This window comes from Geodermatophilus sp. SYSU D00698, from assembly GCF_054050335.1.
This window is the reverse complement of record NZ_JBJGZD010000006.1, coordinates 1-13,989: the sequence shown is the minus strand read 5'-3', so window position 1 is coordinate 13,989 and position 13,989 is coordinate 1. Positions and strand designations below refer to the sequence as shown.

Here is a 13,989-nt window from a genome sequence, read left to right as displayed (position 1 = left end):
CGTCGGAGGTCAGCCTGCCGGTCCGCCCGTCCCGCCGCAGGGCGGGCGGGGGTCAGCCGGCCGGGCGGGAGCGGTGCAGCGCCGGCAGGTGCACCGCCGCGACGGCGCGCCGGCCCAGGCGGACCGCGCGGCTCCCCAGCAGGAGCGCCGCGACCAGCCCGACCCCGCCGGCGAGGAAGGCCGTCACGCCGGAGACGGTCCCGGTGCCCACGGCGGACGCCACCACGGCCACGAGCCCCACGAGGACCAGCGTGGAGCGGATCCCGTCACTGGGCCGGGGCTGACCGCAGTGCGCCAGGTCGGGATCGCAGTCGGGCGTGAGCGCGCTCATGGGCGACTCCATCCATCGAGGACCCCGCCACGCCGGTCCGGCGGCGTGACGTCCGTCACACAGAAGATAAGCGCAGTGACGCCCGGCGTTCAAGCCGTCGCCGCGGGAGGGCCCTTCACGGCGAGGATCGGGCAGTCGACGGTGAGCAGGATCCGCTGGGCCGCGCTGCCCATGAGCAGCTTGCCGACGACGCTGCGCCGGCGCAGGCCGATGACCAGCAGCTCCGCGCCGGTCTCGGAGACCGCGTCGGCGAGCTCCTCGGCGACGTCGCGGCCGATCGGCTGGCGCAGCTCGACGGGCAGGCCGGAGACGGTGAGCTCGTCCTGCAGCCGGCGCAGCGGGGCGCCCTGCAGGTACTCCTCGTCGACCAGCGCGTCGCCGCGGCTGCTGTTGACCACGACGAGCCGGGCGCCGCGGCGGTGCGCCTCGGCCAGGGCGTGCTCGAGCGCCGCCTGCCCGCGCGGGGTGGGCACGTGCCCGACGACGACCACCGGCTGCCGGCTCACCGCTCCTCCTCCCCGTCGGCGCGCGCACCGACGCGCTCGTCCTGCCCGTGCTCGTGGTGCCGCAGCCCCTCCCCCGCCTGCAGCTCCTCCGGGGTGGAGCGGCGGCCGCGCACGGCCCGCAGCACCACCGGCAGCACCAGGGCGAGCAGCGCCAGGAACAGCACGACCCGGCTGAACCAGGTCTCGACCAGCACGCCGAGGTCGCCGCTGCTGATCGCCAGCGCGCGCCGGAGGTTGGTCTCCGCGACCGGGCCGAGGATCAGCCCGATGACCGCGGGGGCCACCGGCCAGCCGTAGCGGCGCATCGCGAACCCCAGCATGCCGAGGACCAGCAGCAGGACCAGGTCCAGCGGGTCGGCGTTGACCGCGTAGCAGCCCAGCGAGGCGAACAGCAGGATCCCGGCGTAGAGGTAGGGCCGCGGGACGCGCAGCAGCTGCACCCACACCCGGGCCAGCGGCAGGTTGAGCACCAGCAGCATGACGTTGCCGACGAGGAGCGCGGCGATCAGCGTCCAGACCAGCGAGGACTCGGTGGACAGCAGCGTCGGGCCGGGCTGGATGCCGTAGCCCTGGAAGGCGGCCAGGATGATCGCCGCGGTGGCCGAGGTGGGCAGGCCGAGGGTGAGCAGCGGGACGAGGACGCCCGCGGCCGCGGCGTTGTTGGCCGCCTCCGGTCCGGCGACGCCCTCGATCGCCCCGCGGCCGAACTCCTCCGGGTGCTTCGTGAGCTTCCGTTCCGCGGCGTAGGACAGGAACGTCGGGATCTCCGCGCCGCCGGCCGGCAGCGCGCCGAGCGGGAAGCCCAGCGCCGTCCCGCGCAGCCACGGGCCGACCGAGCGGCGCAGGTCGCGGCGCGTGAGCCAGGGCCCGGAGGCGGCCATCACCTGCACCGGCCCGCGGCGCAGCCGGGAGGCGACGTACAGCGCCTCCCCCACCGCGAACAGCGCCACCGCCACCACGACGACGTCGATGCCGTCGGCCAGCTGCGGGACGCCGAGGGTGAACCGCTCCTGCCCGGTGAGCACGTCGGTGCCGACCAGCCCGAGGTAGAGGCCGACGCCGAGGGAGGCCAGCCCGCGCAGCGGCGAGGCGCCCAGGACGGTGGCGACCGCGACGAAGGCCAGCACGGCGAGGGCGAAGTAGTCGGCCGGGGTGATGCCGATGGCCAGGTCGACGACGGTCGGGGCGACCAGCGCCAGCAGCAGCGTGGCGATGGTGCCGGCGACGAACGACCCGATCGCCGCGGTGGCCAGCGCGGCGGCGCCGCGGCCGGCCTTGGCCATCCGGTTGCCCTCGAGCGCGGTCATGATCGAGCTGGACTCACCGGGGGTGTTGAGCAGGATCGACGTCGTCGAGCCGCCGTACATGCCGCCGTAGTAGATGCCGGCGAACATGATGAACGCCGTCGTCGGCTCCAGCGCGTAGGTGACCGGCAGCAGCAGCGCGACGGTCATCGCCGGGCCGATGCCCGGGAGCACGCCGACGGCGGTGCCCAGCAGCACGCCGAGCAGCGCGAACAGCAGGTTGACCGGGGTGAGCGCGTCGACGAAGCCGCCGGCCAGGTCCGCGAGGGCGCCCATCAGAACCAGCTCGTCGCCAGCTCGAGGAGGGTGCCGCCGGGCAGCGCGACGCCGAGGCCCTTGACGAACACGATCCAGACGACGACCGAGAGCACCCCGCCGGCCAGCAGCGGCCGCACGATGCCGCGCGCGCCGAGGGCCCAGGCGACGAGCGCGAACATCAGCGTGACCGCCAGCGGCCAGCCGATGACGTTGATGAGCAGCGCGTGGCCGAGGAACGCGACGGCGATGACCCCGACCGCCGCCCACGACGTCGGGGCGTCGGGGTCGACGTCCTCGCTCTCGTCGGAGGGCCCGCGGTCCCCCTTGAGCACGCGGAAGCCCAGCCCGAGCGCGGTGGCCAGGACCACCCCGCCGACCAGGTACGGGAAGAAGCGCGGGCCGATGGCGTTCGCCGAGCCGGGGACGGCGATGTTCGCGGCGTCGAGGACGAGGTAGAGCCCCAGCGCGCCGAGCAGGACCACCATCGCCAGCTCGCCGCGGCTGACCCCGGCCGGCGGCGGGGCGGGGTGCCGCGACTCCGCGGCGTCGTGCGTGCCGGTCGCGTCGGCGGTGGACACGTCCGGGTCCGGCGACGCGCCGCTCACTGCACGAGCCCGATCTGCTCCAGGATCGCGCGCACCCGCGCCTCCTCGTCGGCCAGGAAGTCGCCGTACTCGTCGCCGGTGAGCAGCAGGTCGTCCCAGCCGTTGGTCTCGACGGCCTCGGCCCACTCGGGGGTGTCGTGGACGTCCACGACGAGCTGCGTGAGGTCCTCGCGCGCCTCCCGCGACATCCCCGGCCGGGCCATGAGGCCGCGCCAGTTGGAGACCTCGACGTCGAAGCCGGACTCGACCAGGGTCGGGACGTCGGGCACCTGGTCGGACCGCTCGGCCGTGGAGACCGCGAGGCCGATCAGGTCGCCGGTGCGGACCTGCTCGCCGTAGTCGGTGGGGCCGGAGATCCCGGCGGCGACCTGGTTGCCGAGCAGCGCGGCGAGCGACTCACCGCCGCCGGAGTAGGCGATGTAGTTGACCTGCCCGGGGTCGATGCCGGCGGCCTCGGCCAGCAGCCCGGCGAGGATCTGGTCGGTCCCGCCGGCCGAGCCGCCGGCGATGGGGGTGCCGGCCGGGTCGGCGGCCCACGCCTCCACGAAGCCCCCGATGTCGGTGTAGGGCGCCTCGGCCGGGGCGACGATGAGCTCGGTCTCGCCGATCAGCCGGGCGATCGGGGTGACGTCGGAGAGCCGGGTGGCGGAGTCGTTGGTGTCGACGGCGCCGACCATGACCAGGCCCATCATCATGAGCAGCGCGTCGTCGGTCTCCCGGGCGAGCTGGCCGAGGCCGATCGTGCCGCCGGCGCCCTCGACGTTGAACACCTGCACGTTGCGGGCCAGGCCGCTGGTCTGGACGACCCGCTGGAAGACGCGCGCCGTGGTGTCCCACCCGCCGCCGGGGCTGGCCGGCGCCATCAGCCGCAGCCGGGAGAGGTCGCCGGGCTGGACGACGGTGCCGGCACACCCGCCGAGCGCCCCGGCCGCGGCCGCCAGCGCCGGGGCGGCCACCGTCCCGGCGAGGAACGACCTCCGGCTGAGCGTCACGGACGGCCTCCCCTCGGTGGTGACGGCGGTCACACCGGACGCTAGACCCGGCGGGAGGCGCGGGCCAAGGCGCGGTCGAGCCGGCGGACCCGGACGTGCGGGTTCCGCGGCCGGCCCCTGCCGGCTCCGTGACGGCCGGGCCCGGGGACCGCGACGCGGTCCCGGCGGGCCCGGCCGGCGGGTCACGCCGAGGGCGGCGGGGTCATCTGGGCGATGCGGACGGAGTTGCCGAACGGGTCGCGGAAGCCGAAGTCGATGCCGTAGGGCTGCACCACCGGCTCCTCGGGCAGGTCGACGCCCTTCTCCTTGAGCGCGGCGTGGGTCTTGTGCGCGTCGTCGGTGGTGAGGAACAGGTGGCCGCCGCCGGCGCCCTTGGTGACCAGGTCGCGCACCGTGTCGGCGATCTCCGGGCTCACCGACGGCGGGGCGGGCCGCTCCAGCAGCACCGCGTGGCCGGGGTCGCTGGGCAGGACGACGGTGAGGAAGCGCATCGGCCCGAACTGCTGGTCGGTCTGGACCTCGAAGCCCAGCTTGCCGACGTAGAAGTCCAGCGCCTGGTCCTGGTCGAGGACGTAGAGGGAGGTGATCGAGATGGAGGTCAACATGCCGACGACGCTAGGGGCGGGCGTCGGTGGCGGGCTTCTCCGGAACTGCTGTCTTCTCGCTGGGCCGCAGCCAGCGCATGCCGAAGCAGGAGGGCACCGGCGCCAACGGCCCGCGCCGCCGGTAGACGCTCGGGGGCTCCCCCACGACCTCGGCGAAGACCCGGCTGAACGTGCCGAGGCTGGAGAAGCCGACGGCCATGCAGATGTCGGTGACCGTGCGGTCGGTGCTGCGCAGCAGGAACATCGCCCGCTCCACCCGCCGGCGCTGCAGGTACCGGTGCGGCGTCTCGCCGAAGGTCTCCTTGAAGGTGCGGATGAAGTGCGCCTCGGAGACGTGCGCGATGCGGGCGAGCGCCGGGACGTCCAGCGGTTCCCCGTAGGAGCGGTCCATCTCGTCCCGCGCCCGCAGCATGCGCCGGTTGGAGTCCTCGCTGGCCCGGCTCACCCGGGCAGCATCCCAGGGACTCGACGGGATCCTGACCCACGACGGCGGCACGTCACTCCGCGGAGGGCCGTCCGCGGGCGCCGGGGGCTCGGGCTACCCGTTCACCCCGCGAGCCGGCGGCACCGCGGGCACGGGTCGTCCGCCGCGCGCCAGGGGGCCTCCAGCACCTGCACGATCGCGCCGCAGAGCGCGACCTCGTTCTCCCCCGTCAACTCCTCCGCGCTGCGGTGCACCTCGACGGCGTGCACGAGCCCCGTCTCCCCGCCCGGACTCATCCGCGGCGGCCAGCAGGACCGCGGCCGGCCGCACAGGAGGCTCGCGCCGGCCGCACTGACTGTTCGGTCAGTAATCACGGTCCCAGCGTGCCCCGGATCACATCCGGCCGCGCCTCGGACGATGCCGTCTTGTTACCGTGGTGCCGTTCTCCCCGGTCAGCGGCTCGTGCGCCTCGTTCTTCGAACCTATGAGCGCTCAGGTGGTCGACGTGGTGACCGCCCCGGTGCCGTGGCGCCGGCGGTCGGACCGTCGTCCGGGCCGCTGGGTGCCGCGCAGGCCGCCGACCGGGAGATCGCCCGGTCGACCGCCCGACCGCCGCGCCCGACCTGGCCGGCTGCTGCGCCGGCCACCACCGCGGCGAGCACCGGGCCCCCGGCTGGCGGCACCGCCCGGCCGCCGACGGGACCCTCACCGTCACCACCCCCACCGGCCTCACCGCGACGACCACCCCACCGCCCTGCCGAGGCGGGACCCGGGTCGAGGCGCGTGTGCGACCCGGAGCGTTGACCGGTCCCGGACGCCGCGGAGACGATGACGGGCGCACGCCCTGCATGGCCGACCTGCATGGCCGACCTGCATGGCCGACCTGCATGGCCGACCTGCCGCGCGCCGGCCCGAGCGACGGGAGCGACCATGGCGGACACGGGAACGATCACGGTGCCCCACCTCGGCACGTCGGCCATCGGCCACCGGTTCGGCCGGCCCTACGACCCCTCGCTCCCGACGCTGGTCCTGGTCAACTCCTTCAGCACGTCCGCCGACCTCTACCGGCCCCGGTTCGCCGACGAGGACCTCGCCGCCACCGCCAACCTGCTCGCGCTCGAGCCCTACGGCCACGGCCGCACCCGTGCCTCGTACGAGCAGTTCACCTACTGGGACTCGGCCGTCGCCGACCTGCAGGTCCTCGACGCGCTCGGCATCCCCGAGGCCTTCGTCCTGGGCACGTCACAGGGCGGGTGGGTGGCGGCCCGGATGGCGATGCTGGCGCCACGCGTCGTGACGGGCATCGTCCCCCTGGGCACCTCGATGGACCACGAGAGCCCGCGCAGCCGCGACCTGGGCTGCTGGGACGGCGTCGCCTTCTGCACCCCGGCCATCCACGCGCTCGCCGAGGAGGTCGGCGACGACTGGGCCGTCCCGGTGGAACTGGTCGACGCCGTCCTCGCCGAGGGGCTCGGCGAGGACGTGTCACCGGCCGAGCGCTCGTCCTGGCACGAGACGCACCAGCAGAACTACAGCGGAGACGGCGGCCGCCGCCGTCTCCGGCTGTCCAGCATCAACCTGCGCGACCGCGACGGCCTGCACGGGCGCCTGGACGACGTGCGGTGCCCGGTCCTGTGGATGCACGGCACCGAGGACATGGTGTACTCCGTCGCGAACGCCGAGCAGGAGATCGGGCTCTTCACGAGCAGTGCCGACGCCGAGCTGCGGGTCGTCGCCGGCGGCCGGCACTTCCCGAGCGCCTCGCACCCCACCGAGGTCGATCGGGCGACGATCGACCTCATCCGGCGCTGGACGTAGCGGCGCCGCCCTTCCCGAGGCCCTCGTGCCGACCGTCCGCGGACCCACGATCCCACCGCGCCTGCTCCTCACGGCGCTGCTGGCCCTCGGGCTGGCGCTCGCGGCGCCCGGCACCGCGTCGGCGCACCCGCTGCTGCTCGCCACCGAGCCGGTCGCCGACAGCACCGTGATGACGACCCCGCGGGCGGTCACCCTGACCTTCGCGGCCCGGCCGGCGGGCGGCGAGGTCACGGTCACGGGGCCGGACGGCGCGTCCGCCGGTGCCGGCCCGGTCGTGCTCGACGGCGCCGTCCTGGTCGCGCCCGTCGCCCTCACCACGGCGGGCCGGCACACCGTCACCTGGTCGGCGGTCTCCGACGACGGCCACCGCCAGCGCGGCGTCTTCGTCTTCTACCACGCACCCGCGGCACCGCCGTCCCCGCTCGCGCCGGCCCCGGGCACCCCGACGCCCCCCACCGGGGAGCCCGCCCGCACCGGCACGGCGTCCGGCCCCGACGACGGCGGCGCACCGGCCCGGGCGGTACCCGTCCTGGTGGCCGTCGGGCTCGCGACGGCCCTGGCCGCCGCGTTCCTCGTGCGGCGCGGACGCCGCTGAGGCGCGACGCGACCGGCCTCAGTCCGCCTGCTCCCAGCGCCCACCCGAGCGGGTCACGCGGCCACGCGCCAGCTGCGGGAAGTGGGCGCCCACGCCGGACGTCCCCTCCTCCCCCAGCTCCCGCCACAGCCGCCGCCGGGTGCGGTGGGCCAGCGCGGCGTCGACGTCGCCCATCGACCGCCAACCCGGCTCGGCCAGCTGCACCGGGCAGGTGACGGCGTCGCCGAGCAGCACCAGGCGCTCCCCGCCGGAGGTCACCGACACGGCCAGGTGCCCCGGCGTGTGCCCGGGCGTCAGCCGGGCGTCGACCCCGGGCGTCACGGTGGCGTCCTCCGCGAGCGGGCGCAGCCGCGCCGTCCCGGCCCAGCGGCGGAAGCCGGTGCGGACGTGGCCGGCCATCTCCCCCGGCCCGTCGACGAAGTGGGCGCCGTCGGCGGCACCGAACCAGATCGTCGCCCCGGGGAACCCCGGCTCGCCGTCGGGCCCGAACAGCCAGCCGACGTGGTCGGCGTGCAGGTGCGTGCACACCACGTCGGTGACGTCGTCCGGGCGCACGCCCAGCGCCCGCAGGCCGGTCGGCAGCTGCCCGCCGACGAGCAGCATCCGGTCCGGCAGGGACTGCGCCTCCGGCCCCATGCCGGCGTCGACCAGGACGACCCGGTCGCCGGTGCGGACGACGAAGCAGCCGATCGGCAGCCACGCGGCGTCGTCCCGGGCGAACAGCTCCGGGTGCGCGCCGGGCGGGACGTCGGCGCCGAAGTAGCTCGGGCGGGCGACGAACGTCCCGTCCGCGACGGCGTCGACCCGCACCTCGCCGATGCGCATCCCCGAGGCTCCGGTCAGCTGGCGCGCTTGCGCGTGGCCCGCTTCTTCGGCCCGGCCGCCGCGGCCTCGATCGCCGCCGGGTCGAGCATCGGCACCAGGTAGCGCCCGGTGTGCGACTCGGGGATCGACGCCACGAACTCCGGCGGCCCCTCGGCCACCACCGTGCCGCCGCGGAACCCGCCCTCGGGACCCATGTCGACGAGCCAGTCGGCGCTCTTGATGACGTCGAGGTTGTGCTCGATGACGATCACCGAGTTGCCCTTGTCGACCAGGCCCTGCAGCACCATGAGCAGCTTGCGGATGTCCTCGAAGTGCAGGCCGGTGGTCGGCTCGTCGAGGACGTACACGCTGCGGCCGTTGGACCGCTTCTGCAGCTCGCTGGCCAGCTTCACGCGCTGCGCCTCGCCGCCGGACAGGGTGGTGGCCGGCTGGCCGAGCCGCACGTAGCCCAGGCCGACGTCGGTCAGCGTGCGCAGGTACCGCGCGATCGACGGGATCGCCGCGAAGAAGTCGGCGGCCTCCTCGATCGGCATGTCGAGCACCTCGGCGACCGTCTTGCCCTTGTAGTGCACCTCGAGCGTCTCCCGGTTGAACCGGGCGCCCTTGCACACCTCGCACGGGACGTAGACGTCCGGCAGGAAGTTCATCTCGATCTTGAGCGTGCCGTCGCCGGAACACGCCTCGCAGCGCCCGCCCTTGACGTTGAAGGAGAAGCGCCCGGGCTGGTAGCCGCGGATCTTCGCCTCCGACGTCTGCGCGAACAGCTTGCGGATCTGGTCCCACACGCCGGTGTAGGTAGCCGGGTTCGACCGCGGGGTGCGGCCGATCGGCGACTGGTCGACGTGCACGACCTTGTCCAGGTGCTCGAGCCCGGTGACCGTCCGGTGCCGGCCCGGCACCATCCGCGCCCGGTTCAGCTCGTTGGCCAGCACCGTGTAGAGGATGTCGTTGACCAGGCTGGACTTGCCCGAGCCCGACACCCCGGTGACGGCGACGAGCATGCCCAGCGGGAACGTCACGTCGACGCCCTTGAGGTTGTGCTCGCGGGCGCCCTTCACGACCAGCTCGCGGCCGGGCTGCGGCTGCCGGCGCACCTTCGGGACCGTGATCTCCATCCGGCCCGACAGGTACTGCCCGGTCAGCGACCGCTCGCTGGCCAGCAGCTCGTCGACCGTGCCGCTGACGATCACCTCACCGCCGTGCTCCCCGGCACCGGGGCCGATGTCGACCACCCAGTCGGCGGTCTTGATCGTGTCCTCGTCGTGCTCGACGACGATCAGCGTGTTGCCCATGTCGCGCAGCCGCACGAGCGTCTCGATCAACCGCGTGTTGTCGCGCTGGTGCAGCCCGATCGACGGCTCGTCGAGGACGTAGAGCACGCCCACCAGGCCCGACCCGATCTGCGTGGCCAGCCGGATCCGCTGCGCCTCGCCACCGGCCAGCGTGGCCGCCGGCCGGTCGAGGGACAGGTAGTCCAGGCCGACGTCGACGAGGAACGACAGCCGCGCCTGGATCTCCTTGAGCACGCGGTCGGCGATCGCCCGCTCGCGCTCGCCCAGCTCCAGGGCACCGAGCCAGTCGGCCGCCTCGCCGATCGACAGGCCGGTCACCTCGGCGATCGAGCGGCCGTTGAGCTTCACCGCGAGGATCTCCGGCTTGAGCCGGGTGCCGTGGCACACGGGACAGGGCACGTCGCGCATGTAGCCCTCGTACTTGTCCCGCATGTAGTCGCTGTCGGTGTCCTCGTGCCGGCGCTCGAGGAACGGCAGCACGCCCTCGAACGCGGCGTAGTAGCTGCGCTCGCGGCCGTAGCGGTTCTTGTAGCGGACGTGCACCTGGTCCGGGGAGCCGTGCAGGACGGCCTTCTGCACCCTCGCCGGGAGCTCCTCCCACGGGGTGTCCATGGAGAAGCCCAGCTGGTCGGCCAGCCCGGACAGCAGCCGCTGGAAGTACTCGTTGCTCATCGACCCCGCCCACGGGGCGATCGCGCCCTGCGCCAGGCTCTTCTCCGGGTCGGGGACGACGAGGTCGGGGTCGACCTCCTTGCGCGTCCCGATGCCGGTGCACTCCGGGCAGGCGCCGAACGGCGAGTTGAACGAGAACGAGCGCGGCTCGAGGGCCTCGAACGACAGGCCGTCGTCGACGCAGGCCAGGTGCTCCGAGAAGGTCCGCTCGCGCTCCGGGTCGTCCTCGGGGAGGTCGACGAAGTCCAGGACGACGAGGCCACCGGCGAGGCCGAGCGCGGTCTCGACCGAGTCGGTGAGGCGGCGCTTGGCGCTCTCCTTCACCGTCAGCCGGTCCACGATCACCTCGATCGTGTGCTTCTCCTGCTTCTTGAGCTTCGGCGGCTCCGTCAGCGGGTGCACCACGCCGTCGACCCGGACGCGGGAGAAGCCCTGCGTCTGCAACGAGCTGAACAGGTCGACGTACTCGCCCTTGCGCGCCCGCACGACCGGGGCCAGCACCTGGAACCGGGTGCCCTCCTCCATCGACAGCACCTGGTCGACGATCTGCTGCGGCGTCTGGCGGGCGATCGGCTTGCCGCAGTTGGGGCAGTGCGGCTGGCCGGCGCGGGCGTAGAGCAGCCGGAGGTAGTCGTAGACCTCGGTGATGGTGCCGACGGTCGACCGCGGGTTGCGGTTGGTCGACTTCTGGTCGATCGACACCGCGGGCGACAGGCCCTCGATGAAGTCGACGTCGGGCTTGTCCATCTGGCCGAGGAACTGGCGGGCGTAGGCCGAGAGCGACTCGACGTAGCGCCGCTGGCCCTCGGCGAAGATCGTGTCGAAGGCCAGGCTCGACTTGCCCGACCCGGACAGCCCGGTGAAGACGATCAGGGCGTCGCGGGGCAGGTCGATGTGGACGTCCTTGAGGTTGTGCTCACGGGCGCCGCGGACGACGAGACGGTCCAAAGTGATCCCTGTCGGTCAGCCGGGCCGGCCGGTCTCGCCGGGCCGCGGTCAGTGTGTCGAGATGTCGATACGGACAACGCCGTCACTGTCCGCGCGCAATCCGTGACGACGGCGACGTTGCCGCCGGGTGGGGGTGCTCAGACGGAGGCCGGGGACGGCGCTCCGGCGGGGTCGAACACCGGGGCGTGACGGCGCCAGGGCGCGCGTCGCTCCAGCTCTCCGGCCAGCCAGAGTAGTCGCGTCTCGCTGCTCGGGGGGCCGACCAGCTGGACCGCCAGCGGCACGCCCTCCTCGCGCGTCCCGGCGGGCAGCACGACCGCCGGGACCCCCGCCAGGTTCCACGGCGAGGCCCACGGCGCCCACCGCGCGTTGGCGGTGACGTTGGCGAGGAGGCCGCGCTCGTGCCACGGCCGCGCCGGCAGCGGCGGGCCGTTGGTGATCGGGGTCAGCAGCACGTCGAGGTCGTCCTCGGCGAAGAACGCCGCCGTCCGCTCCCGGAACCGCTCGGCGGTCGCCGGGCGGACCAGGCCGGCCCGCCGGGCCAGCCGGCCGAGCCGGGCGTGGGTGCGGCTGCGCGGCTGCAGCGCCGCCCGGTCCAGCCCGAGCGCGGCGGCGTCGTCCTCCGCGCCGGCCAGCCAGCGGGCGATCGCGCCGACGGCGGCGCCGGTCGGGACCACCGGGTCGCGTTCGACGACGACGTGTCCCGCGCCGCGCAGCAGCCGCGCCGTCCGCTCGACCGCCGCCCGCGCCGGCCCGTCGGGCCGCGAGCCGGCCACGGGCGAGCGCCGGCCGACGGCGATGCGCAGCGGCCGGCCCGGGTCGGCCGCCGACCAGTCCAGGCCGGCGTCCTCCCCCGCCAGGACCGCGGTGCCCAGCGCGACGTCCTCGACCGTCGTGGCCAGCACGCCGTTGACCGCCATGCCCGACCAGTCGTCGGCGCCGATGCCGCCGGGCAGCACGCCGCGGCCGGGCTTGAGGGTGACCAGGCCGCACGCGGCGGCCGGCAGCCGCAGCGAGCCCATCCCGTCGTTGCCGTGCGCCAGCGGGACCGCTCCCGCGGCGACCGCGGCGGCGCTGCCGCCGGAGCTCCCGGCCGGGGACAGCGCGGTGTCCCACGGGTTGCGGGTGACCGTGCCCGGCCCGTCGGTGGCGGCGTAGAGGCACAGCTCCGGGACCCGGGTGATCCCGACGACGACGGCGCCGGCGGCGCGCAGCCGGGTGACGACCTCGTGGTCTGCGTCCGCGGTGGCGGCGTGGGCGGCGCAGCCGTCGGTCACCGTCTCCCCGGCGATGCCGACGTTGTCCTTCACCGCCACCGGGACGCCGGCCAGCGGCAGCGTGGCCCGGCGCGGGTCGGCGTCGACGGCTGCCGCCTCGGCCAGCGCCTCCCCGGCGCGGACCACGCGGAAGGCGCCGATCCGGGGCTCGACGTCAGAGAGGTGGGCCAGGTGCGCCCGCACCACCTCGACCGCGGACACCTCGCCCGCGCGCACGCGCGCGGCGAGGACGGAGGCGGGCAGGCCGACGAGCCGGGCGCCGCCCGGAGCTCCGCTAGCGTCCATGCGGGCGACCGTAACCGCGCTCGCCGACAGTTCTCGAACGGAGGCCCGATGACCTACACCGGCGACGTCGAGGTGGGTGGCCCGGCCGACGTGCGGGAGCTGCCCGGGCTCACGATCAGCAAGGTCGCCGTCAGCGAGACGGCCAACAACGCCTACCTGCTGCGGGACACCGCCACGGGCCAGGCGCTGCTCGTCGACGCGGCGGCCGAGCCCGACACGCTGCGCGCCCTGATCGGCGACGCCGACCTGCGCACCGTCGTCACCACGCACGGGCACTGGGACCACCACCGCGCCCTGCCCGACGTCGTCGCGGCCACCGGGGCGCGGACGGTGGCGCACGCCGCCGACGCCGGCGACCTGCCCGTGCCGGTCGACCGGACGGTCGCGCACGGGGACACCGTCGCCGTCGGCGAGCAGGTGCTGGAGGTGGTGCACCTGCGCGGGCACACGCCCGGCAGCATCGCGCTGGTCTGGCGGGGCCCGGAGGGCGCCGGCACGCACGCCTTCACCGGCGACAGCCTCTTCCCCGGCGGCGTCGGCAACACCTGGGAGGACCCCGAGCGGTTCGCCAGCCTGATCGACGACGTCGAGCAGCGGCTGTTCGCCGTCCTCCCGGACGACACGTGGGTCTACCCCGGCCACGGGAGGGACACGACGCTGGGCGCCGAGCGGCCGTCGCTGCCGGAGTGGCGCGCCCGCGGCTGGTGACCTGCTGCGGAGGCCCTCCCGGTGCGACGATCCGTGCAGGCCAGGACGGCCGGCGACGGGTCACGAGGAGGCCTCCGATGCACTCCCAGGCGAAGCAAGAGGCACAGGACGCCCTGTTCACCGCGATCAGGGACCAGGCCGAGAAGAACATGCGGTCCGCGATGCGGCCCGCGGAGAAGGCCGCGCTCCTGCGCCGGCTGGCGGAGGCCTACCGGCTCACCGCCGGGGGCCCGATGCCCGACACCCCCACGCGCCGATCGGTCCCCGCACCGCGCAAGGCCGCGGACGACGGGGCGCCCGCGCGGACACGCACCGCCTGACCGGCGCCCGTCCCCGGCGTCGGCGCGCGACCTCGTCGAGGACGGCGGTCGGCGCCCGCCGCCGGGCGGCGACGGGGACGGTGACCGGCGCGGTCACCGCCGCCGTGCGCGGCTCCACCGGAGCGCGCCGCGGCCCCCGGGGGGGCCGCCCGTCCCCCCGCCGGCGTCGAGGCCCCCCGGCGCGGGGGGTCGGGGGGGGGCGGGGGGGGCGATGGGGGGGGGGG

General features: G+C 75.2%; 15 protein-coding genes. 4 read left to right on the top strand and 11 right to left on the bottom strand.

The genetic code is table 11. The features are described from left to right. Window positions 1-52: 52 nt before the first annotated feature. The 8 genes from ACI8AB_RS07205 to ACI8AB_RS07170 form a co-directional block, all read right to left on the bottom strand. A complete protein-coding gene (locus ACI8AB_RS07205) occupies window positions 53-331 on the bottom strand; it encodes a hypothetical protein (protein ID WP_387992996.1) in 279 nt (92 codons plus the stop codon). A gap of 89 nt (window positions 332-420) precedes the next feature. Further along, on the bottom strand, window positions 421-837 hold the full coding sequence (locus ACI8AB_RS07200; protein WP_456949547.1) for a universal stress protein: 417 nt from the start codon (window positions 835-837) through the stop codon (window positions 421-423). Next, on the bottom strand, window positions 834-2,417 hold the full coding sequence (locus ACI8AB_RS07195; RefSeq protein WP_456949546.1) for a tripartite tricarboxylate transporter permease: 1,584 nt from the start codon (window positions 2,415-2,417) through the stop codon (window positions 834-836). The genes ACI8AB_RS07200 and ACI8AB_RS07195 overlap by 4 nt, the downstream gene beginning before the upstream one ends. Next, window positions 2,417-2,977, bottom strand: coding sequence for a tripartite tricarboxylate transporter TctB family protein (locus tag ACI8AB_RS07190; protein WP_387993003.1), 561 nt, complete (start codon window positions 2,975-2,977; stop codon window positions 2,417-2,419). The genes ACI8AB_RS07195 and ACI8AB_RS07190 overlap by 1 nt, the downstream gene beginning before the upstream one ends. A gap of 23 nt (window positions 2,978-3,000) precedes the next feature. Continuing rightward, window positions 3,001-3,996 (bottom strand): Bug family tripartite tricarboxylate transporter substrate binding protein, encoded by a 996-nt coding sequence (locus ACI8AB_RS07185; RefSeq protein ID WP_456949545.1) that lies wholly within the window; start codon window positions 3,994-3,996, stop codon window positions 3,001-3,003. Window positions 3,997-4,178: 182 nt separating this feature from the next. Next, on the bottom strand, window positions 4,179-4,601 hold the full coding sequence (locus ACI8AB_RS07180; RefSeq protein WP_387993008.1) for a VOC family protein: 423 nt from the start codon (window positions 4,599-4,601) through the stop codon (window positions 4,179-4,181). A gap of 10 nt (window positions 4,602-4,611) precedes the next feature. After that, on the bottom strand, window positions 4,612-5,046 hold the full coding sequence (locus tag ACI8AB_RS07175; RefSeq protein WP_456949544.1) for a helix-turn-helix domain-containing protein: 435 nt from the start codon (window positions 5,044-5,046) through the stop codon (window positions 4,612-4,614). 101 nt (window positions 5,047-5,147) lie between these two features. Continuing rightward, entirely contained in the window at window positions 5,148-5,294 is a 147-nt protein-coding gene (locus ACI8AB_RS07170; protein ID WP_456949543.1) for a hypothetical protein, read from the bottom strand. Between the two features lie 661 nt (window positions 5,295-5,955). Here ACI8AB_RS07170 and ACI8AB_RS07165 point away from each other — a divergent pair. Together ACI8AB_RS07165 and ACI8AB_RS07160 are read left to right on the top strand one after the other, a co-directional pair. Next, entirely contained in the window at window positions 5,956-6,843 is an 888-nt protein-coding gene (locus ACI8AB_RS07165; protein ID WP_456949542.1) for an alpha/beta fold hydrolase, read from the top strand. Between the two features lie 25 nt (window positions 6,844-6,868). Continuing rightward, window positions 6,869-7,438 carry a copper resistance CopC family protein gene (locus ACI8AB_RS07160; RefSeq protein ID WP_456949541.1) on the top strand — a complete coding sequence of 190 codons (570 nt, stop codon included), beginning with the start codon at window positions 6,869-6,871 and terminating at the stop codon, window positions 7,436-7,438. 18 nt (window positions 7,439-7,456) lie between these two features. Here ACI8AB_RS07160 and ACI8AB_RS07155 read toward each other — a convergent pair whose 3' ends face one another. The 3 genes from ACI8AB_RS07155 to ACI8AB_RS07145 form a co-directional block, all read right to left on the bottom strand. After that, window positions 7,457-8,263 (bottom strand): MBL fold metallo-hydrolase, encoded by an 807-nt coding sequence (locus ACI8AB_RS07155; protein WP_456949540.1) that lies wholly within the window; start codon window positions 8,261-8,263, stop codon window positions 7,457-7,459. A gap of 14 nt (window positions 8,264-8,277) precedes the next feature. After that, window positions 8,278-11,175 carry an excinuclease ABC subunit UvrA gene (gene uvrA / locus ACI8AB_RS07150; RefSeq protein WP_456949539.1) on the bottom strand — a complete coding sequence of 966 codons (2,898 nt, stop codon included), beginning with the start codon at window positions 11,173-11,175 and terminating at the stop codon, window positions 8,278-8,280. A gap of 137 nt (window positions 11,176-11,312) precedes the next feature. Continuing rightward, window positions 11,313-12,737, bottom strand: coding sequence for an amidase (locus ACI8AB_RS07145; RefSeq protein WP_456949538.1), 1,425 nt, complete (start codon window positions 12,735-12,737; stop codon window positions 11,313-11,315). 48 nt (window positions 12,738-12,785) lie between these two features. Here ACI8AB_RS07145 and ACI8AB_RS07140 point away from each other — a divergent pair, with 48 nt between their 5' ends. After that, entirely contained in the window at window positions 12,786-13,445 is a 660-nt protein-coding gene (locus ACI8AB_RS07140) for an MBL fold metallo-hydrolase (RefSeq protein ID WP_456949537.1), read from the top strand. A gap of 77 nt (window positions 13,446-13,522) precedes the next feature. Next, entirely contained in the window at window positions 13,523-13,765 is a 243-nt protein-coding gene (locus ACI8AB_RS07135; protein ID WP_387993035.1) for a hypothetical protein, read from the top strand. The last annotated feature ends 224 nt before the right edge of the window (window positions 13,766-13,989 follow it).

Coding starts and splice junctions, on each gene's coding strand:
- ACI8AB_RS07195 (WP_456949546.1), bottom strand. CDS start 2,417: ATGGGCGCCCTCGCGGACCTGGCCGGCGGCTTCGTCGACGCGCTCACC.
- ACI8AB_RS07135 (WP_387993035.1), top strand. CDS start 13,523: ATGCACTCCCAGGCGAAGCAAGAGGCACAGGACGCCCTGTTCACCGCG.
- ACI8AB_RS07145 (WP_456949538.1), bottom strand. CDS start 12,737: ATGGACGCTAGCGGAGCTCCGGGCGGCGCCCGGCTCGTCGGCCTGCCC.
- ACI8AB_RS07180 (WP_387993008.1), bottom strand. CDS start 4,601: ATGTTGACCTCCATCTCGATCACCTCCCTCTACGTCCTCGACCAGGAC.
- ACI8AB_RS07140 (WP_456949537.1), top strand. CDS start 12,786: ATGACCTACACCGGCGACGTCGAGGTGGGTGGCCCGGCCGACGTGCGG.
- ACI8AB_RS07155 (WP_456949540.1), bottom strand. CDS start 8,263: ATGCGCATCGGCGAGGTGCGGGTCGACGCCGTCGCGGACGGGACGTTC.
- ACI8AB_RS07205 (WP_387992996.1), bottom strand. CDS start 331: ATGAGCGCGCTCACGCCCGACTGCGATCCCGACCTGGCGCACTGCGGT.
- ACI8AB_RS07165 (WP_456949542.1), top strand. CDS start 5,956: ATGGCGGACACGGGAACGATCACGGTGCCCCACCTCGGCACGTCGGCC.